This is a genomic window from Flavobacterium ajazii, assembly GCF_010614725.1.
GTDB lineage: Bacteria > Bacteroidota > Bacteroidia > Flavobacteriales > Flavobacteriaceae > Flavobacterium > Flavobacterium ajazii.
Window position 1 is genome coordinate 142175 of record NZ_JAAEHL010000003.1, and the last position, 20439, is coordinate 162613.

Below are 20439 nucleotides of genomic sequence, written 5' to 3' on the forward strand. Positions count from 1 at the left end.
TTAAGGGCTTTACCTATCAAAAGTAATTAAAGGAGGTGTGTGATGGAAAATGAAAATGAGAAATTATTGGAAGTAGATCAAATAATTTTTGAAACTTTTGAAATGATTGAGCAGGAACGAGAGCAAAAGTTAGTAAATTTAATAATTGAAATAATTGTTTCATCTACTTTAAAAGAATATTATGAAAAAGGCAATTAGATATTTACGATTTAGTCAATTAGGACAAAGCAACGGTTCAATAGAACGTCAGGAAATGTATACCGATCAGTGGTTACATTTTAATAAAGTAGAACTGGTGGATTCTTTTATTGATAGAGGGAAAAGTGCTAAAACTTTTGATCGTCCTGATTTTATAAAACTACAAGCTTTCATTGTGAAGTATTATAAAAATGTTGATTATCTCTTAGTAGATCAACTAGACAGGTTTAGTCGCGACGCAGGAGAAGCAATGAATATGGTAAAAATGCTTCAGAAAAGATATAGTATTCAAGTCGTTAGTGTAACAGAAGGTATTACATTTGACTATGATACCCCTGGTAGTTTTTTTAGGGCTGGTTTACAATTATTATTGGCTGAGGAAGATAATATTAATAGAAGCATAAAAATAAGAGGGGGGCTTTACACTGCTAGAGCAAAGGAAGGTAGATATATAGCAACGAGCGCTCCTTTTGGATATTTAAAAGAGGGTGAAAGAAAAGAACGTAGATTGATAATTAATGAGTCTGAGGCTAAAATCGTGAAATTTATTTATGATTCTTATTTATTGGACGTACCATTATATCTCATTAAGAAAAATGCCAATGAACTTGGGTTTAAAAAGAAAGGCAATACTGCTATTGAAAGAATTCTTACTAATCCGGTTTACGCTGGTATGTTAAATGTCCAAGCTTATAAAGAATACCCTGGTGGTCTTTTCCCTGCAATTCATGAAGCCATAATTGATATGAGCACATGGCAAATGGTACAAAGTAAAATGAAAAAGCCAGAAAAAATAAGGACTATAATTGATGAAAATATTCCACTACGTGGATTATTAAAATGTCATTGTGGTATTCCGCTAACAGGAGCACCATCTCGTGGAAAATCTGGGAAATATTTTTATTACTACAAATGTAATTCTTCTAAGCACAATAATATAAGCGCAACAAAGGCTCATAGTCAATTTCAAAATATATGCGAATTAATGAGTTTGCCAGAAAAGAGGCTTCGTGAAATAAAAGATGGTTGCATGACTTCTATTCAACTAGAAATGAAAGCCAATAAACAAAAAGTTCAAGAAAAAAAGCTTGAATTAGAGAGTGTACAAGAAAAAATGTTCTCAGTTGAAGAAAAATGGATTAACAATGAGATCACAAAAGAAACTTATGATCGATGGTATGCAACTTACAATGGTACTATACAAAATTTGAAACAGACCATTAAAAGGCTTAATACAGATCAGAGTAAGGTATTTTTAATTTTAGAGAAAAACTTGAATTTACTTACAGACATGCATTACGTGTACAATAAATCTAATACTTTGCAGAAAAGAGATTTTATAAATATGGTGTTCGATAGCAATTTGTACTATCAGGAAGGCATTTATCGAACACCTACAATGAGAAGCATTTTCACTCATAACACCCTATTAATGAAGGAAAAAGGGTGCTTGATTTATGAAAAAAAACGGGATGATTTATCAATCATCCCGTCCAGTGGAGTCGCCGGGAATCGAACCCGGGTCCAAACAAGCAACTAAAGAGCTTTCTACACGTTTATTTCCTGATTGAATTTTCGATGTTAAGCTAGGTCAGGAACAACCACTCAACACTTATCTTCTTAATTTTCGAAATCCACCCGAAGCTCATGGAAATCTAGGTTTATTTTTACGGTTCCCCTAAACAGAACGCCACAAACCAAGGCTTTCAAGGAGAATCCAGCTTCCCTACCTTGTAGGGACGTGGCTAATCGTACTATAATTCAGATTATGCAGCTAAAGCGTAATTATTTTCGCCGTTTAAAAGTGTAAGATCTTATATTTACGAGCAAGGTCTTAATGCTCGACGTGCTTACTTTTCAATTCGACTTGCTGTCAAAACCAGTCGACCCCGAAAAATGAGTTTGCAAATTTATACTATTTGAAATTACTTTCTATTAAATTTTTCAGAAAAAATTGTATTACTCTTCGTCTTTAAACTGAAAAGGATAATCTCCAAAAACCGGAGCCAGTTTGCGGACTGCATACGTGTTTCTTGTCATCTTGTTTGACAGTGCAAGTATCGTTACACCTTCTTCTTTAAGCGTAATATAAGACGATGTGTTTCCGTGCCACCAGCCATTATGAAAATAAAAATTCTGTCCGCTTTCCCAATTGATCATTCTGATTCCGAGACCATAATTTTTGGTTCCTTTACGTTCATTGCTTTGTCCTGTGTAAACTTCTTTTAATAAAGCCGGTTTTAAAAAGTCAGGAGCATTTCTGGCTCTGTCAAACTTTAAAAGATCACGCACTGTTGAGAAAACATTTTTATCTCCATACACATTGTCCAGATAATCGAAACCTATTTCTACCCCATTGCCTTTATAAGATGGCACAATGTTTTTTCTTTCTTTATCATCATCAAACACATAAGTATGTGTCATTCCAAGAGGTTTGAAAATCATTTGAGACATTGCTTCTTTATAGGTCAGTCCTGTTATTTTTTCAATAATAAGGGCAAGCATAGCATAATTGGTATTGCAATAAGCAAAACGGGTACCTACTCTTGACTCCAAACCTACATTTTTAGTCGCCAGAATATCTAAAATATCTTTGTTGGTAAGTTGGTTGTGTCTGTCCCAAACCGATTTGTCCCTGTCTGTGAAATAAGCATAATTCCGCATTCCGCTACGATGAGCCAAAAGCATGCGAATTGTACATTCCTCGTAAGGAAAGGTCTTTAAAATGGTATTTACTTTTTGATCCAGGCCAATCTTACCTAAATTGATTAATTTTAAAACAGCAGTTGCAGTAAGTACTTTGCTCACAGAAGCAATTTGAACAGGAGTATCGGCCGTAATTTTAGTGTCTTTATTTTTATTAGCGAAACCATTATATCTTTCAAAAATAATCTGACCGTTTTTTGCCACCAGAAAGCTTCCGTTCATGCTGTTGTTTGGCCAGTTTTTATTATAAAAATGGCTTATTTTACCTTTTACCGAATTAATATAAGCTGCTGATATTTTCTTTTCAGGCCCCATCGGAACCATTTTACCTAATGTATCTTTTTCTTTTACAGCTTCATCCTGATTACTGTTTTTATCTTTTCCACATGAACTTAAAACTAAAATTGAGAAAAGTATTTGTGGTATATTTGTTTTTTTAAGGAAACTCATTTTCATCATTCTTTAAAAACAAATATATAGAATTCAAAATTGACGATTAAAGATTTTCAGAGAAGAAAATTCTTAAAATTAACATCTAATTAATATCTTTTTTCGTTAGCTTATTGTCCATCAGACTTTAAGGATTCATAATGATTAAAAATAAGAAAATCACAACAAAAATTTAACTATATTTGTTATATTTAAAACAAAATAAACACAAAAAGTTACATTATTAAATATCTAAAATCTAATAAATGAAATTCGGAATTATAAAAGAAAGAAAAAATCCGCCTGACAGACGTGTTGTATTTGCTCCTGATGCATTAGCAAAACTAAAACAGCTGTATCCTGAAACTTCTGTAGTCGTAGAAAGTTCAGATATTAGAGTTTTTTCAGATTTACAATATAAAAGTATGGGGATTACTGTTACTGAGGATATTTCAGATTGTGATGTCTTATTCGGAGTAAAAGAAGTTCCTATTGAAAATTTAATTCCGAATAAATCTTATTTCTTTTTTTCGCATACCATAAAAAAACAGCTTCATAACCGAAAACTTTTACAGACTATTTTAGAAAAAAACATCACTCTATATGATCATGAAACCATTGTTGATGAGCATAACCGCAGATTAATCGGGTTTGGAAAATACGCTGGAATGGTAGGTGTTTACAATGGAATCCGTGCGTTCGGAATAAAATTCGAATTGTTCAAACTTCCAAAAGCAGAAACTCTTTCGGGGAAAGATGCGCTAATCATGCAATTGAAAAGAATCACTTTACCTCCATTAAAATTTGTGATTACCGGAACCGGAAAAGTAGGGAGTGGCGCCCAGGAAATTTTAAAAGCAATTAAAGTAAAGGAAATCACGATTGATAATTACCTGACTAAAAATTATACCCAATCTGTTTATGTACAGCTGGATGCTTTGGAATATAATAAAAGAACTGATGGGCAGATTCTTGACTTTGTAGATTTTACTCAACATCCTGAAGCTTATATCTCTGATTTTGAAAAATTCACTAAAGTAAGTGACATTTATATTGCCGGACATTTTCACGCTGCCAATGCACCTATGATTCTGACTCAGGAAATGCTAAATGCAAAAGACTGTAAAATAAGAGTTGTTGCCGATATTTCGTGCGATGTAGACGGTCCAATTGCGAGCACACTCCGTTCATCTACCATTGCAGAGCCTTTATATGGGTATCTCCCATCTGAAAATAAAGAAGTGGATGTTTTTCATCCGGCAGCAATTGTAGTTATGGCGGTTGATAATTTGCCTTGCGAAATTCCAAAAGATGCCAGCGAAGGTTTTGGAGAACAATTTATGGAACATGTTATTCCGGCATTTTTTAATAAAGACAAAGACGGAATTCTGGAAAGGGCAAAAATCACCGAAAATGGTAAATTAACAGAGAGATTCAGTTATTTACAGGATTATGTTGATGGGATTTAAATTAATTGTAACTATTTTTAACCCGTTTTAAAAAGAGCATACTTACAATTAACTAACCAAAACATGAAAAAAACCGTATTCACTTTTTTTATTTTATTATTAAACTACGCACATCTATTTGCCCAAACCAATCCCGAAACTCCTTTATATCCAAACGGTATTGAAAAAAATCCGGTAACGCATCCCAATCCTGAAAAGGTAGTAGACTCCGTAATTAATCCGTTGTCATTGTCTCATAAAAACAGGGTAATCAGTAATATTTCGATTCCGACATATCAGTTATTCCCAGCTTCAGAATCGAACAATAAACATATTGGAGTAGTTATATTTCCTGGCGGTGGTTTAACTACGAATTGGGTTGATAAAGAAGGAACAGATCTTGCGATGTGGCTTTCTGAACAGGGCATTAACTGCATGGTCGTAAAATACAGAACCAACAGAAAAGATGAAAAAGGAGAAATGATCATTCCAATGGATGATTATAAAGGAGCCGTTTATCAGGATGCAAGAACGGGTATTTTAAAAATGAAAGAACTGGCAGAAAACCTGAAAATAGATAAAGACAAAATTGGGATTTTAGGTTTTTCGGCCGGAGGCTGGCTGAGCGAACGCATTGTTATCAAATCTACTGAAACAAAAGAAACGGCAGACTGGAAACCGGCTTTTGCTGCTTTAATTTACCATGGTAATACGCTGAGTAATTTTAAAAGAATCGATAATATTCAGGCCTTACCTCCTATTTTTATGGCGATTGCCCGTGACGACAAGAAAATGCCTGTAAAAGAAATTATTCCGGGTCTGGCTGCCATTGCTGCCGAAGTAAAAAAATCGGAATTACATATCTATTCCAAAGGTGATCATGGTTTTGGACTGGCTTATGACAAAGGACATTCGGTTTCAAAATGGAAAGACAGTTTTTACGACTGGTTACTGGATATTTACAATAAGTAAAACATATCAAACATTAAAAAAAATCCGTCTCAAGTAGATCTTAAGACGGATTTTTATATTTTGCATTTACCTATTTTACCAGATTTTCACCCTTTTTTCCGGGGCAAGGTACAATTTGTCGGTTGGTTTTACATTGAATGCTTCATAGAATTCAGGTACATTGCGAACCACTCCATTTACTCTGAAGTTTGCAGGTGAATGAGGATCAGTTGCTATTTGTTGGCGTAATGCTTTTTCTCTGGTTTTATCTGCCCATACTTGTCCCCAACCCAGAAATACACGCTGAATCCCTGTGTAACCATCTAAAACAGGAGCTTCTTTTCCATTTAATGAAATTTTGTAAGCTTTGATAGCAATACTTAATCCGCCAAGGTCACCAATGTTTTCACCAAGAGTATATTCACCATTTATATTTAGATCCGGAAATGCTTTGAAAGCGTTGTATTGCTCTACTAATGCATTTGTTTTTAATTTAAAAGCTTTTAAATCAGCTGCTGACCACCAGTTTTTCATAACACCATCTCCATCAAAAGTACTTCCCTGATCGTCAAAACCATGACCAATTTCATGACCTATTACCGCACCAATACCACCATAATTTACTGCATCATCAGCATTCATGTCAAAAAATGGAGGTTGAAGTATAGCTGCCGGAAATACAATCTCATTTAACGTAGGATTGTAGTAAGCATTAACCTCTTGTGGATTCATTTGCCATTCATTTCTGTCTACTGGTTTTCCAAGTTTGTCCAGATTGCGTTGGTATTCAAAAGCGGTTGCTCTTTCTGTATTTCCGTATAAATCGTTTTTATCAATAGTTACTTTTGAATAATCTTTCCAGGTATCAGGATATCCAATTTTAATCATGAATTTGTCCACTTTTTTAAGAGCTTCTTTTTTTGTGGTTTCACTCATCCAATCTAATTTTTTGATGCTTTCTGAATAGGCCTTCAATAGATTTTTCACTAAAACAGTCATTTTCTCTTTGGCTTCCGGAGAAAAACGTTTTTTAACATATACTTTACCAACAATTTCACCTAAACCACTATTTACTCTGGTTACGGCACGTTCCCAGTCTTCTTTTTGTTTTTCTGTTCCATACATTGTTTTACCGAAAAAATCAAAATTTTGATTGTCTATTTCTGTAGTTAAACTTGTAGCTGCATTATGTATAACACCCCATTTTAGAAAAGTTTTCCATGTGTTTATTGGAGTAGATTTGATTATATTGTTCAAACTTTTTGTATATTCTACCTGAGTAACGACTAATTTACTCTCTTTGTCAAAACCAGATGCTTTTAACATGGCTGACCAATCAAAATCAGGCATTAAAGTGTTTAAATCTTTTACAACATAAGGATTATATAATTTAATCATGTCCCGGGTATCCTCTTTCTTCATTTGCTTTGAAGCCAAAGCAGTTTCAAGTGCCAGAATTGTTTTTGCATTTGCAGCAGAATTTTCCAGACCTGCTAATTTTAACATAGCATCAATATGTACTAAATATTTGGCTCTTATTTCCTTCATTTTAGCATCAGCAGAAAGGTAATAATCCCTGTCTGGCAATCCTAAGCCCCCTTGCCAGGTGATAGTAGTATATTTGGTCGGGTCTTTAAAATCACTATAAACCGCAAGCGTTAAAGGAGTATTTATTCCTAAGCGATTAGCTCGTCCAAAATAGGCGGCTAAATCTTTATAGTCATTAATAGCATCAATTTTTGCAAATTCAGGCTTAATAGGAGTAACACCTTTACTGTCTCGTGTTTTTCTATCTATAAATGAAGCGTAATAATCACCTATTTTTTGTTCATCACTACCTTTAACATTGTTTGCTTTTGCAGCATCTTCAATTATGTCTTTTACATCTTTTTGTGATTGGTCATAAAGAATATAACCTGCTCCGTAAGAAGCCTTATCTGCAGGTATTTGAGTTCTTTTCTCCCAATTACCATTTACAAATTTGTTAAAATCATCGCCTGGTTTCACTAATGTATCCATGTTTTTTTTGATGATCCCAGAAATAGGAGCTTCTTTTTTTTGGCAGGATACTGCTGCTGCTAGTAAAATGCTTACACAAGCTATTGAATAGTTTCTCATTTAATTATGGTTTTTAATTATAGACAATAATAATTTTGGTCCTAAATATTTGTATTGAAATAAAACAGCTGTTTTGTTATAAAATTCAAAACACAAGTCTTTAATCAATAAAAATATAACATATATACCAAATATCGAGAGAATTATTTATTTATTTTTAGAGATTGTATATTACAACTCAATAGATGATTTTAATGATTCAGCATAAAAAAACGATAGAAAATCGAACTATTTCTACCGTTTTTTTACAAAGTTTAAATCTATATGTATATGATTATAATTTTTCTAAACCATATCTTCAGGTTTTACCCAGGCATCAAAATCTTCCGGGGTTATGTATCCTAAACGAACAGCTTCTTCTTTAAGTGTTGTTCCGTTTTTATGAGCAGTCTGAGCTATTTCAGCAGCTTTGTAATACCCTATTTTTGTATTTAAGGCTGTTACCAACATCAATGAGTTATCTACCAGTTCTTTGATACGTTTGTAATTTGGTTCAATTCCCTGAGCGCAATGTTCATCAAATGATACACAGGCATCGCCTAACAATCTTGCTGACTGTAAAAAGTTTGCTGCCATAACAGGCTTGAAAACATTCAATTCATAATGTCCCTGCATTCCTCCTACAGCAATTGCTACATCATTTCCAATGACCTGAGCGCAAACCATTGTTAGAGCTTCGCACTGGGTTGGATTTACTTTTCCAGGCATGATGGATGAACCCGGTTCATTTTCCGGGATATGAATTTCGCCGATTCCGGAACGCGGACCTGAAGCCAGCATCCTGACATCATTTGCTATTTTATTTAAAGCTACAGCCAATTGTTTTAACGCTCCGTGGGTTTCAACAATGGCATCGTGTGCAGCCAAAGCTTCAAATTTGTTTTCGGCAGTTACAAAAGGGTGTCCCGTGAATTGAGCAATGTATTCGGCTACTTTTACATCATAGCCTTTTGGAGTGTTAAGTCCCGTACCTACAGCTGTTCCGCCTAAAGCAATTTCAGATAAATGTGCTAATGTATTTTTAAGCGCTTTTAAACCATAAGCTAACTGAGCAGCATAACCTGAAATTTCTTGTCCCAGAGTTAAAGGCGTTGCGTCCATTAAGTGAGTACGGCCAATTTTTATAACGTCTTTAAATTCGGCTGCTTTTTTGACTAATGTAGCATGCAGTTTCTCAACTCCAGGAATTGTGGTTTCTACCACCACTTTATAAGCTGCAATATGCATTCCGGTTGGAAAAGTATCGTTTGATGACTGAGATTTGTTTACGTCATCATTTGCTTTTATGAATTGCTCACCTTCTCCAATTTCAAATCCTTTTAGAACCTGAGCACGATTCGCAATTACTTCATTGACGTTCATATTACTTTGCGTCCCTGAACCGGTCTGCCAGATTACAAGCGGAAACTGATCGTCTAGTTTGCCATCTAAAATTTCATCGCAAACTGTTGCAATCGCATCTCTTTTTTCGATTGGTAAAACGCCTAAATCATAATTGGTATAAGCAGCCGCTTTTTTTAGATAGGCAAATCCTTCTATGATTTCCTTTGGCATCGAACCTGCATCGCCAATTTTAAAATTATTTCTGGAACGTTCTGTTTGTGCACCCCAATACTTATCGGCAGGGACCTGAACTTCGCCCATGGTGTCTTTTTCTATTCTGTATTTCATTTTGTAGTTTGTAAAATGTGAAATGTTATTTATGAGATTTAAAAACTGAAGTTTCTTTTTGAAAACGAGTGTTTTAGCCCTGATGGAAGCGACATCCTTTTATGCCGGGGTTCGGCACAAAAGATATAGCGGACAGCAGGAATAGGCTCCTGAAAATTATTATGATTTTCTATGAAGTCTTTATTTAAAAGGTTTCGCATTCAAAAAAAAGCTTATTTAAAATGAGTATAAATATACATATAAATGTTATTTTACGAAAATTGATTTGGTTTTTATTGCTAACGAAAGATATATAACCTACATTTGCCATAACATTCAAAAATTCCGGAAAACATGTTTGAATTTTCACAGTACTTAGGTTTTTTACTTTTCTTAACCATACTAACTATAGGGTTTTGGTTAATGTTTTTCTTAGTTGGTTTCGTATCTTATTGGGTTACGGGAGCTAGCTGGGAAATGTTCAAAGAAAAAAGAGCCAAAAAAAGACAAGAAGAACAATCAGTTAAACTTTAATTGATTTCATAAAAAAGGACCCGCTAAAACGAGTCCTTTTTTTTATGCTAAAAAAAAGCAAATGCCAATAAAAACGAAATTCCAAATTCCAACTTTTACATTTGGAATTTGGAATTTAAAGTTTTGAAATTTAACCTGTCTTATCCAGGGAAATCTCCACCGCCTTCACCTTCATTTCTCGGTGCTGCGTTTTTATCTCTTTCTCCTTTTGGCTTGTTGAAACGATATGTAAATGACAAATTGAACTGACGCTTACGAAACTGGAATTCATTGTAAGAGGTCTGAGTTTTTACAGACGGCTCTACATTATCATCATAAAGATTAGTATAAGACCTCATGACTCTCGAGTTGAAAATATCACTAATATTGAAAGCAATTGTAGCCTTATCTTTTAAAACATCTTTACTGAAAGCTGTGTTTAAACCAAACTGATCTAAATTTCTGCCTTGTGCCGTTTTTTGCTGTCCGTTGTAAGTACCGTTTAACTGCCAGTCAATTTTGTATGGCAGGGTAATTTTAGAACTCATTCTGGCAAACCATGTATTGGCCTGATTATCTAAATTTTGCACAACAAGATTACCTTTATTGTCTGTATAGCTATTTTCTCCGGTTGTTTTTACGTTATAAAAATTAAAATTACTGTTTAACTTCCACCATTTGAATGGGGTATAATTGAATGTAAATTCAAAACCAAATTTTTGCTCTTTACCTAAATTGATAGGACTGCTTTTAATAACCGGAATACCGTCAACTGTTTCTCCCGGCAACGGAGTTACAACATCACCATCAGGAGTTACAACATCACCTGTTGGCATTCGTACGAAACTGAAAACATTTTTTGTATCTTCAAAATAAGCTGATGTGCTAAAAGTTACTTTATCCCAACGTTTTAGGTAACCAACATCATATTTATCAGTCAGCGAAGGATTTAAATCCGGATTTCCCTGAAAAATATTGACATTACTGGCGTAGTTTACCGCCGGATTCATAAAACGTCCTCTCGGTCTGGTTAAACGCTTACTATAACTTGCAGTAAAATTGCTCTGGTCTGAAATTTCATAACTTACAAAAGCACTTGGAAATAAGTTATTGTAATTTTTAGTATTGAAGTCCTTAGGGTCCTGTAACAAATTAACCTCAATATTGGTATCCTCCCAGCGTAACCCGAATAAGTACGAAAATTTATTTACTTTGAAACCATAAGAAGTATAAAGCGCATTTATGTTTTCCTTGTATTCTAAAGTGTTGGACAGGTCTGAAATCGGAGTATCAGAATCTTGATCACGAACAGAATATACGTTATTTAAATCTCCAAAACTTCCTTTGTATCCTACTTCAAACTGACTGCCCTCACCTAAAGGAAGAACATAATCCGCCTGTAGCTGAATTTGTTTTTGCACCTGATTATTTAAAGTGGTATTAAAATTAGGCGATGCTGTAATCACACTATTGCTATCATCAGTATTACGTGAAATCGATAAATCGGCAGTAAGTTTGTGTCCTTTATCGTTGAAGTTTTTGATTAAGTTGGATGTATATTCTACGTTTTCACTTCCGGTATCTCCATTATTTAATCGATATGAATTTCCTGTAGATACGCGATTAGCATCGTAATTATAATAATTGATCAGATCTCTGTCTTCACCGGTGTTTTTTTGGTAATTGATGGCATTTGTCCAGAAAGTAGTTGGAGTGATTGACCATTCTATTCCGGCTCTTCCATTAAAACCATCTCTTGTTCTTTTGGTGTCACGGGTTTCATCCAGATAACCTTTTGTAGAACCGTCTGCGTTAAAGTATTCTGAATTGGTTTTTCCCGCACCTTCGTTTGTTCTGTAGTTATAACCTGCTGTAGCGAAATAATTAAATTTCTCTGTTTTATAATTCAGATTCGCACTTAAACCATACGTCTCAGGAATACCTGTTGAAGCAATAAAAGTTCCGTTGAATCCCTGATTTTTACCTTTTTTAAGAATAATATTAATCAATCCCGAGCCTCCTTCTGCATCATATCGTGCTGATGGATTAGTAATTACCTCAACTTTATCAATAGCATCTGCCGGAAGCTGGCGTAAAGCTTCTGCAATATTGATTGCATTTGAAGGTCTTCCGTCAATTAAAATTCGGATATTATCACTTCCTCTTAAGCTTACATTCCCTTCTGTATCAACCGAAACTGACGGAACGTTATCCAGAACATCACTAACCGTCCCTCCTTTTACCATCATGTCCTGCCCTACATTATAAACCTTTTTGTCCAGTTTTATTTCAACAGATGATTTTTCGGCACGAACCACAACTTCATTCAATTGTGCAGCATCTTCAGACAAGTTTACGACTCCTAAATCAGTATCAGCAGAAATGCTTTTTGCTTTGATTTCAGTAGCTTTAAACGAAATAAATTCAACTTTGATATCATAAGTCCCGGGAGGAACTGCTAAATCAAATTCCCCTTTCGGATTTGTAATTCCACCTGCAACTACTTTTGTCTGATTAACGGGTGTAATCGAGATTGTAGCATATTCCAGTGGCTGTTTTGTCACTTTTTCTAAAACTTTCCCCGTAACTTTTACTTTGTTTTGTCCCGAGGGCGGATGTTGTGCATAGTTACATAATCCTGAAAGCAGCAATAGGGTTAATATTGCAAATTTGATTTTTTTCATTATTTTTCTGGTATTTCTTTTCTTTTTAGACCGCAAATATAGCTTTTGGTTTAAAAGAGTAAATCACAAAAAAATGTTAATCAGGCATTTTATATTTCTTCTAAAAAAGAAGCGACTTTATCCAGATCACGGCCAATTATAGCTTTACCATCTTTTATTACAATTGGTCTTTCTATCAAAATCGGGTTATCCGTCATAGCCTGAATAACTTGCGAGTCTGTCAGGGTTTTTCCTTTATATTCTTCAATCCAGATTTTTTCTTTAACCCTAACTAATTCAATTGGCTTCAGATTTAATTTTTCGATTAAACTTTTCAGCTCCTCAAAAGTTGGCGCTTCAGTAAGATATGGAATAATTTCATAGTCCTGTTTTGCATCATCCAGAAAAGCCAGACAACTTCTTGATTTTCCACATCGTGGATTATGGTAAACTTGTATCATTTTATTTTTTTAAGATGTTCTAAAATAATTGGGCTAAAAAAAGGTATTTTAGCAATCCCCAAAAATAAGATTTACTTATTAATTAGAACTCCATTTTAAATTTTAAATAACATGTTTTTAGAACAAGGAATTAAACCTGAAAATAAATTCTGGAAATATCTTTTAGGCTCAGTAGTCATAATATCGGCATCGGTTTTTGGTCAGTTCCCTTTATGGCTGGCGGTACAATATGAAACCCTGATCAACAAAAAACCTGAACCGGAAAATGATAAAATGCTAATGAAAATGTTTGATTCCAACCTGACTTTATTTTTAGTTATGGTTTCGTTTGCTTTTGCCTTGGCAGGAGTTTATTACGTTGTCAGATACATGCATCATCAAAGTTTCTTATCTGTAACAACTTCGCGAAAAAAAGCAGACATCAAACGTATTTTGTTTTCTTTTTTATTATGGGCAGGATTTTCTATACTGAGCTTTTTGTTTGTTTATTTACAATCGCCTGAAAACTTTATTTTTAATTTCAAACCAATTCCTTTTCTACTATTAGTTGTTATTGGAACCCTGATGATTCCGATACAAACCAGTACCGAAGAATATATTTTCAGAGGCTATTTAATGCAGGGCTTTGCTAATTTAGCAAAGAACAAATGGTTTCCGTTATTCATGACATCGCTTATATTTGGTTCACTGCATTGGTACAATCCTGAAGTTGAAAAAATGGGTAATATTATTATGATTTATTATATAGGTACCGGATTTTTTTTAGGAATTATTACTTTAATGGATGAAGGTATGGAACTCGCACTTGGTTTTCATGCTGCCAATAATCTGATAGGCGCTTTACTTGTAACTTCAGACTGGACAGTTTTTCAAACCTATTCTCTTTTTATTGATAAATCTGAACCTTCTGCCGGGTTTGATGTTATATTACCTGTAGTTATCATCTACCCTATTTTGCTTTTTATTTTCAGCAAAAAATACAACTGGACAAACTGGAAAGAAAAATTAACCGGAAACATCAAAAAAACAGACGATGAAGTGACCGAATTTTTAAATTTAAATTAATACACCATGCTAAACCTTACTCATAAAAACGTTCATAATTATTTTAAAATAAATGGTTATCATTTAAACGGAGACGATTTACGTTCTGTTGCTTATAGCTATGTTAAGGAAGGCGATGCCAACGAACAGGCTATTGGAGAGTTTTTACTGGACTGGTTTGATGAAAAAGAATATATCGAAATGAAAACATCCGGAACCACAGGACTTCCTAAACTGGTTCGGTTACAAAAACAAGCCATGATACAATCAGCATTGGCAACAGGTGATTTTTTCGGTTTAAAACCCGGGGACAAAGCTTTACTTTGTCTTCCGGTAAAATTTATCGCCGGTAAAATGATGCTCGTACGAAGTTTTATTCTGGGTTTGGAGTTAGATGTTACAGAACCCAGCACAACTCCGTTAGCCTCAAATGACAAATTGTATGATTTTGTAGCAATGGTACCTTTGCAGGTTCAAAATTCGATTGAAGCATTAAAAAATGTCAAAAAATTAATTGTTGGCGGGGCTAAAATGGATTCAGTTCTGGAAGAAAAAGTTTTGTCATTAAAAACTGAAATTTACGAAACCTACGGAATGACCGAAACTATCACTCATATTGCTGCTAAGAAAGTAGGAGAAAAAGCTTTTAGCGTTCTGCCAAACGTAAAAATTGCCCAGGACAGCAGAGGCTGCTTGGCGATTACAGTTCCTGCTATTTCCGACAATCCCATAATTACCAATGATCTGATTGAATTTGTAAAAGAAAATCAATTTGTTTTTTTAGGAAGAATTGACAATGTAATTAACAGTGGCGGTGTAAAATTAATCCCTGAACAAATTGAAGCAAAACTAATTGATAAAATTAATTCCAGATTCTTTGTTACCGGAATCCCGGATTCTGTTTTGGGAGAAAAATTAATTTTGGTTATTGAAGGAGAAAAAAACGATTTTCCAGCTGATTTTTTTGATGTTTTAGACAAATATGAAAAACCAAAAGAAATCGTTTTTGTCCCTAAATTTAAGGAAAACGAAAACGGAAAATTGTTGCGCAAGCCAAGTTTACACTAATAAACAAAGGGCAGTCTAAAAAAAAATAGAATACCCAAAAAGTTATACACTCAGGCCTTTTCTTTTGGTAAAATCATATTTTCTAAAAATTAATAAACTACTTTTTTCGAAATACAAAAGCTGCTCTAAGCATAGATAAAGTATGAATTATATCAAAAATCCATTCGCATAACGAATGGATTTTTTATTCTTAAAATATTCAGACTTAAAAATCCCGTTTCCAATTGGAGAAAAGATAATTAGTGTTTCTTTATTACCTTAAAATTGCTTGTATTGCCATTTTCGATGATTTTTACAAAATAAACACCATCGGCTTTATCTGAAATATCTATTTTATTTGTTCCCGAATTTACTTTTTTTGTTATTAGTAGTTGTCCTAAACTATTATAAATTTCAAGTTGCTTATCCGATGGAGGTTGCAAATAAAATATCCCAGTGCTTGGATTTGGATAGATTTTTATACTTGATCGGGCTTCAAAATCATCTGTTTTTAAAGATGTAATTGTTACACAATCGCTTATAATTGGAACAGAACAAGCCACAATTAAACGAACTGCATATTGACCTGAAGTTGTCGGTGTGAAAAATTGATTTGTTTCACCTGTTATTTCAGTACCATCACAGTTGAGCCATTGATAACCTATTCCTGACTGATCGGCTGTTAGTACACCATTATTTTGATTAACAGTAGTCAGGATATTTACTGGTATTGCAGTTATGGTCAAATCCAGTTTTTCGGTCACACAATTGTTTGTTGTTCCTGTATATATTCCGGATTGCGTATAGGTTTGATTGTTCCAGGTATAACTTCCGCAGGCAGTAATCTGAGTTATATTATCTGAGTTTGGTGTGATAGTTAAATCTAGCTTTTCGGTAACACAATTGTTTGTTACTCCTGTGTAAATTCCGGATTGCGTATAGGTTTGATTGTTCCAGGTGTAACTTCCGCAGGCAGTAATCTGAGTTACATTATCGGAGTTTGGCGTAATGGTCAAATCTAATTTTTCGGTCACACAATTGTTTGTTGTTCCAGTGTAAATTCCCGATTGTGTATAGGTTTGATTGTTCCAGGTGTAACTTCCACAGGCAGAAATCTGAGTTATATTATCTGAACTTTGGACTATAGAAACGGTAATTGCAACGGTCTCTGCTGTTGCACTATTGGCAGGTGTAAAAGTATAAAGAGTAGTTGTTGTTGTATTTACAGCCGGTGACCATGTTCCGGTTATACCATTATTGGATATAGTTGGCAATGTGAAATTATTGCCGGAACATATTGGGTCAATTGCAGCAAAAGTTGGTACAGCCTTTCTGTAAATTGTAAGGGTATAGATTTTTTCCTCCCCGTTTTGCGCCGTAACTTTTACTTCAATGGTATTACTGCCTACATTTAAATCCAAAACATCAGAAGCAGTTCCACTTGCTATAGCTATGTATCCAGCTCCATTTAGCTGCAATTTTGCTGATGCTAATGTATTTTCCAACGTTGGTGTTACCGTTATAGTATTGGTTTGATTACTTACAGAAGCAGTATAATTTGTAACTGAAGACGAGAAGCCTGGAGAAAAGATACCATCGCTTATTGTTAATGCAGTTAAAGAAGCATTGTTATTATTATAGTAATTTTTTTGAGACTCTTCAACTGTTTGTCTGTCTACTGTACTCAATACACTATTAAAAAGAATGAGTTCTGTTGTCCAGAAGTTACCGGAACCGCCCCCATCATTTCGATTGCCTATTTGTAAAGCATTGCCATTATCAGCATAAGCAGAAATGGTATTACTGCTGCTTTGAACCCCATTCATATACGAATAATAAGTACCCGAAGAAGGAATAACAAACGAATATACAGATGCAGGCACGGAAATACTTATATCTGATCTGGTTGAACTATTGGCAATATTGACACTGGAACCTGATGTTATGCTGGCATTACCTGTATAAAATTCACCACCGTTATTTGTAAAATCAAAAGGAGCTGGATAATGGGTATTTGTATCAACAGAAGTTCCTGTTTTAGTTACCAATGATGATGGAGTACTGCTGTTTCCTTTTGCAAAACCTACCATAGAAGCCGCTGTGTCAAAAAGAGTAGTTTTGGCTGTAGCCAGATGAGCAGTACCAAAATACAGGGCTGGTCTCTTATTTAAAACTTCTATTATACCTCCATTTACAATTCGGGGCTGTAGGTTGATATTGGTTTGTTCTACATGATTTTCATTACCGCTTTGGTCGTACCATTTAGTTACAAAACCACTTGAATTGCCAGTAAAAGTTTTTAAAGCATCAGTATCAAGTTCTCCATTGGTATTAAAACCAATATCCAGTAAAGTATTGTCACTGCTTCGGCGAACTTTTATGGCATAACCACTGTATGTACTGGCCAGTTTACGAAGAGAATAAGCTGTTGTCGCAAGTGTTGTATTAGATAATCCAACATTATCAAGTACCGTAACTATTCTGTTTATTTTTAGGGTATAAGTTTTGGTCTCTGCATTTTGTGCTGTAACTTTTATTTCAATTGTATTAAGTCCTTCAGCCAAAGTTAAGGAGCCAGAAGCACTTCCGCTTATTACAGTATTATAACCGTTTCCGTTTACCTGTACTTGTACCGTTGCAAATAGATCTTCTACTGTTGGTGTGATTGTGATGTCTGATATATTAGAAACAGTTGCAGTGTATGCTGTAGTTCCTGTTGCAAAAGCCGGACTTATTATTCCTGCTGTTGTGGTTAAAGTACTTAAATTGGAATTATTATTTGTATTACGAAATATAGAAATGGTATTACTTTCTGAACTGCTCATAATTAAATCAGGTTTTCCATCGCCATCTAAATCACCTATTGCAACTGAAGAATGATTATAAGTGGTTGTTAAAGTAACTTTAGGAGCAAAACTATCCGTATTAAAAGAGCCGATGGTTGCAGTATTACGAAGCAAATGAGCGATTTTAACCCCTACTTCTGTCGCGACTAAATCAGGTTTACCATCACCATCAATATCTCCTATAGCAACGTCTGAAAAATTTATAAAATTAGTGGCTGCTATATCTACTTTTGGTTCAAAACTACTACTGGTTATACTGCCATTTGTTATTGCATTGCGAAGGATAGAAATGTATTTGGAATTTCTAAAAACTAAATCGGGTTTTCCATCTCCGTCTAAATCCCCTATTTTTAATGACTGAGGTGAATAATTGCCTTTCCCAATTTCAACCCTTGGTGCAAAACTACTATTTGTAAAACTGCCAACGGTTGCTGTGTTGCGATATATGTAAAAACCTCCTGATTGATTGAAAGAAGCTGGATATGCAGTTAACAAATCAGGTTTTCCATCTCCGTCAAAATCGCATATCGTCATTGAGGATAGGTAGGGTGATGTGACAATCTCAAATTTAGCAGCAAAACTAATAATTCCAATGCTGCTTGTATTACTGAAAAGATAAATTGATCCTGCAAAATAGCTTGGTGCAGCTAAATCAGGTTTTCCATCCCCGTTTAAATCTCCAATTGCAATTGCTTCGTAATCTTTTCCTGTATCAATATCTATTCTGGATTCAAAACTGTTAACAGTAATACTGCCATTGGTTGTTACATTACGAAATACAGAAACACTGCTGATGGCAGCAATTACTAAATCAGGTTTCCCATCACCATCTAAATCTCCTATAGTAACTGAAGAAGGTTTATCTCCAGTTATAAGATTAATTTTGGGAGCAAAGCTACCAGATCCAAGATTACCGCTTGTTGACTCATTATGATAGATCGAAATGGTATTACTGTCGTAGTTTACCACAACTAAATCAGGTTTCCCATCACCGTCTAAATCTCCAATAGCTGTTTTTCGCGGATTACTACCAGTGGCAAAATCAGCGTTGAAAGCAAAATCACTGGTAGTTATAGTACTTTTTACTGGACTATAAACGGGGTTGAAATTACTTAAACTGCTACAGGCTAATGTTGTTGCGGTATTCAAAACTGTAATAGGACCATAAGTTGCTCCTGTAGGAACCCTGACCGTTAAATTACCTTCTGTTGAGGCTGTTACAGTAGCCTGTGTGGCTCCAAAAAAGACAACATTATTTACAGGTGTTGTATTAAAATTCGCTCCCGTAATAATTACTACATCACCGGGTTTTGCAGCAGACGGCGAAAAATCAGTAATAACCATATTTGATATAACATTTACTGAAGTTCGGTCGCTTTCACAACCTCCGATAGTCTGGCTTACATAATAAATCCCGGTTTTTATAGGCGTATTTGCAGCCAAAGCTGTTCCGCCAATTTCTGCAGAATACCATTTTATGTCTGTGCCCGTTGCTGCTAAATCAGCTACTGTTATGTTAGCATCAAAAACTTGAGGACTTGAAACTACCAGTGGAATATGTGAATAGGCTAAACTTGTACTGCCTGATACAACTGCTCCGGGAGAAACTAAGTTGGATGTATTAGAACTTAAATTAAAATTAGTAAGAGTTCCATTATTGGAATTTCCGCTGGAATCAGTAATTGATGTAACTGCTGTATTTGTTCCGGAAGCTGTTCCCTGGTTAAATTTATAGTAAAGTGCTAAACTTTTTTGTCCTGAGGATAGTTCGGAATTCATATTGTTTACAATTTCACACTTTGTCAATGCTCGTTTCCAGACACGAACTTCATCCATTTGCCCTTTAAAAAAAGTAGATTCTGTGCTATCACTCCCAATTCTAAACTCTCTGATACCATCAAGCAGTAATGGATAATCTGAATAAGTCCCTGAGCCAACCAGATTGCCATTGGCATAAATTTTATATCCCGTTTTTGTAATTACGTAAGCAAGGTGAAACCATACATCTACGGAATACGCATAAGTAGCATCAGCGGAGGTATTTATCCAATAACCTCCATTGCCAATGTCTGCATGAAGGGTATTGCCATTTTTAATTTGTATATCAAATCCTGGATCACTGTTGTTTCGAGTACTTACAATATGCATTGTTTTAGTAGCATCTCCGGGCTTTATCCAGGCTTCAATAGTAAAAGAGTCATAAATGGCTGTACCTGAATTTAATGCTACATAATCATTTGCACCATCAAAATCAAGTGCAGCACCCGTTTGGGAATACGAAGTTAAAAAGGAAAAAAAAGTCAGTAATAAGGCGTAAAATTGTTTCATAAAACTACATTTTGAAGACTATAAAGTGTATTTAACG

Annotated in this window: 13 protein-coding genes and 1 other RNA gene; 7 read left to right on the forward strand and 7 right to left on the reverse strand. The window is 34.7% G+C overall.

Annotation, left to right across the window (positions count from 1 at the left end):
- The first annotated feature begins 42 nt into the window (after positions 1-42).
- Both GWR14_RS06030 and GWR14_RS06035 read left to right on the forward strand, forming a co-directional pair.
- Complete coding sequence (locus GWR14_RS06030; RefSeq protein ID WP_157505961.1) at positions 43-198, forward strand: hypothetical protein; 156 nt, start codon at positions 43-45, stop codon at positions 196-198.
- On the forward strand, positions 182-1738 hold the full coding sequence (locus GWR14_RS06035; RefSeq protein ID WP_163408139.1) for a recombinase family protein: 1557 nt from the start codon (positions 182-184) through the stop codon (positions 1736-1738). The genes GWR14_RS06030 and GWR14_RS06035 overlap by 17 nt, the downstream gene beginning before the upstream one ends.
- Here the strand turns inward: GWR14_RS06035 and ssrA are convergent.
- Together ssrA and GWR14_RS06045 are read right to left on the reverse strand one after the other, a co-directional pair.
- Positions 1693-2089: a transfer-messenger RNA gene (gene ssrA / locus GWR14_RS06040) on the reverse strand. The two genes, GWR14_RS06035 and ssrA, sit on opposite strands and share 46 nt — an antisense overlap.
- A 68-nt stretch (positions 2090-2157) precedes the next feature.
- Entirely contained in the window at positions 2158-3360 is a 1203-nt protein-coding gene (locus tag GWR14_RS06045; RefSeq protein ID WP_163408491.1) for a serine hydrolase domain-containing protein, read from the reverse strand.
- A gap of 239 nt (positions 3361-3599) precedes the next feature.
- Between GWR14_RS06045 and GWR14_RS06050 the strand changes: the two genes are divergently transcribed.
- Complete coding sequence (locus tag GWR14_RS06050; RefSeq protein ID WP_163408140.1) at positions 3600-4802, forward strand: NAD(P)-dependent oxidoreductase; 1203 nt, start codon at positions 3600-3602, stop codon at positions 4800-4802.
- 63 nt (positions 4803-4865) lie between these two features.
- Positions 4866-5753 (forward strand): alpha/beta hydrolase, encoded by an 888-nt coding sequence (locus GWR14_RS06055; protein WP_163408141.1) that lies wholly within the window; start codon positions 4866-4868, stop codon positions 5751-5753.
- Positions 5754-5828: 75 nt separating this feature from the next.
- Here the strand turns inward: GWR14_RS06055 and GWR14_RS06060 are convergent, their stop codons facing one another.
- Together GWR14_RS06060 and fumC are read right to left on the reverse strand one after the other, a co-directional pair.
- The gene (locus GWR14_RS06060) at positions 5829-7850 is read right to left on the reverse strand and encodes a M13 family metallopeptidase (protein ID WP_163408142.1); all 2022 of its coding nucleotides are present in this window, start codon (positions 7848-7850) and stop codon (positions 5829-5831) included.
- Positions 7851-8135: 285 nt separating this feature from the next.
- Positions 8136-9521 (reverse strand): class II fumarate hydratase, encoded by a 1386-nt coding sequence (gene fumC / locus GWR14_RS06065; RefSeq protein ID WP_163408143.1) that lies wholly within the window; start codon positions 9519-9521, stop codon positions 8136-8138.
- Between the two features lie 333 nt (positions 9522-9854).
- Between fumC and GWR14_RS23890 the strand changes: the two genes are divergently transcribed.
- Positions 9855-10034: a hypothetical protein gene (locus GWR14_RS23890; protein ID WP_078226371.1), complete on the forward strand. Its 180-nt coding sequence runs from the start codon at positions 9855-9857 to the stop codon at positions 10032-10034.
- Positions 10035-10174: 140 nt separating this feature from the next.
- Here GWR14_RS23890 and GWR14_RS06070 read toward each other — a convergent pair whose 3' ends face one another.
- Together GWR14_RS06070 and GWR14_RS06075 are read right to left on the reverse strand one after the other, a co-directional pair.
- Complete coding sequence (locus GWR14_RS06070; protein ID WP_163408144.1) at positions 10175-12697, reverse strand: outer membrane beta-barrel family protein; 2523 nt, start codon at positions 12695-12697, stop codon at positions 10175-10177.
- Positions 12698-12786: 89 nt separating this feature from the next.
- Positions 12787-13137, reverse strand: coding sequence for an ArsC/Spx/MgsR family protein (locus GWR14_RS06075; RefSeq protein ID WP_163408145.1), 351 nt, complete (start codon positions 13135-13137; stop codon positions 12787-12789).
- 111 nt (positions 13138-13248) lie between these two features.
- Between GWR14_RS06075 and GWR14_RS06080 the strand changes: the two genes are divergently transcribed.
- Entirely contained in the window at positions 13249-14202 is a 954-nt protein-coding gene (locus GWR14_RS06080) for a CPBP family intramembrane glutamic endopeptidase (RefSeq protein ID WP_163408146.1), read from the forward strand.
- 6 nt (positions 14203-14208) lie between these two features.
- On the forward strand, positions 14209-15249 hold the full coding sequence (locus tag GWR14_RS06085) for an AMP-binding protein (protein WP_163408147.1): 1041 nt from the start codon (positions 14209-14211) through the stop codon (positions 15247-15249).
- Between the two features lie 239 nt (positions 15250-15488).
- Here GWR14_RS06085 and GWR14_RS06090 read toward each other — a convergent pair whose 3' ends face one another.
- On the reverse strand, positions 15489-20402 hold the full coding sequence (locus tag GWR14_RS06090; protein WP_163408148.1) for an FG-GAP-like repeat-containing protein: 4914 nt from the start codon (positions 20400-20402) through the stop codon (positions 15489-15491).
- Between the last annotated feature and the right edge of the window lie 37 nt (positions 20403-20439).

Excerpts from the sequence above, each read along its gene's own strand:
- GWR14_RS06030 (WP_157505961.1), top strand. The coding sequence starts at position 43 with ATGGAAAATGAAAATGAGAAATTATTGGAAGTAGATCAAATAATTTTT.
- GWR14_RS06035 (WP_163408139.1), top strand. The coding sequence starts at position 182 with ATGAAAAAGGCAATTAGATATTTACGATTTAGTCAATTAGGACAAAGC.
- GWR14_RS06045 (WP_163408491.1), bottom strand. The coding sequence starts at position 3,360 with ATGAAAATGAGTTTCCTTAAAAAAACAAATATACCACAAATACTTTTC.
- GWR14_RS06050 (WP_163408140.1), top strand. The coding sequence starts at position 3,600 with ATGAAATTCGGAATTATAAAAGAAAGAAAAAATCCGCCTGACAGACGT.
- GWR14_RS06055 (WP_163408141.1), top strand. The coding sequence starts at position 4,866 with ATGAAAAAAACCGTATTCACTTTTTTTATTTTATTATTAAACTACGCA.
- GWR14_RS06060 (WP_163408142.1), bottom strand. The coding sequence starts at position 7,850 with ATGAGAAACTATTCAATAGCTTGTGTAAGCATTTTACTAGCAGCAGCA.
- fumC (WP_163408143.1), bottom strand. The coding sequence starts at position 9,521 with ATGAAATACAGAATAGAAAAAGACACCATGGGCGAAGTTCAGGTCCCT.
- GWR14_RS23890 (WP_078226371.1), top strand. The coding sequence starts at position 9,855 with ATGTTTGAATTTTCACAGTACTTAGGTTTTTTACTTTTCTTAACCATA.
- GWR14_RS06070 (WP_163408144.1), bottom strand. The coding sequence starts at position 12,697 with ATGAAAAAAATCAAATTTGCAATATTAACCCTATTGCTGCTTTCAGGA.
- GWR14_RS06075 (WP_163408145.1), bottom strand. The coding sequence starts at position 13,137 with ATGATACAAGTTTACCATAATCCACGATGTGGAAAATCAAGAAGTTGT.
- GWR14_RS06080 (WP_163408146.1), top strand. The coding sequence starts at position 13,249 with ATGTTTTTAGAACAAGGAATTAAACCTGAAAATAAATTCTGGAAATAT.
- GWR14_RS06085 (WP_163408147.1), top strand. The coding sequence starts at position 14,209 with ATGCTAAACCTTACTCATAAAAACGTTCATAATTATTTTAAAATAAAT.
- GWR14_RS06090 (WP_163408148.1), bottom strand. The coding sequence starts at position 20,402 with ATGAAACAATTTTACGCCTTATTACTGACTTTTTTTTCCTTTTTAACT.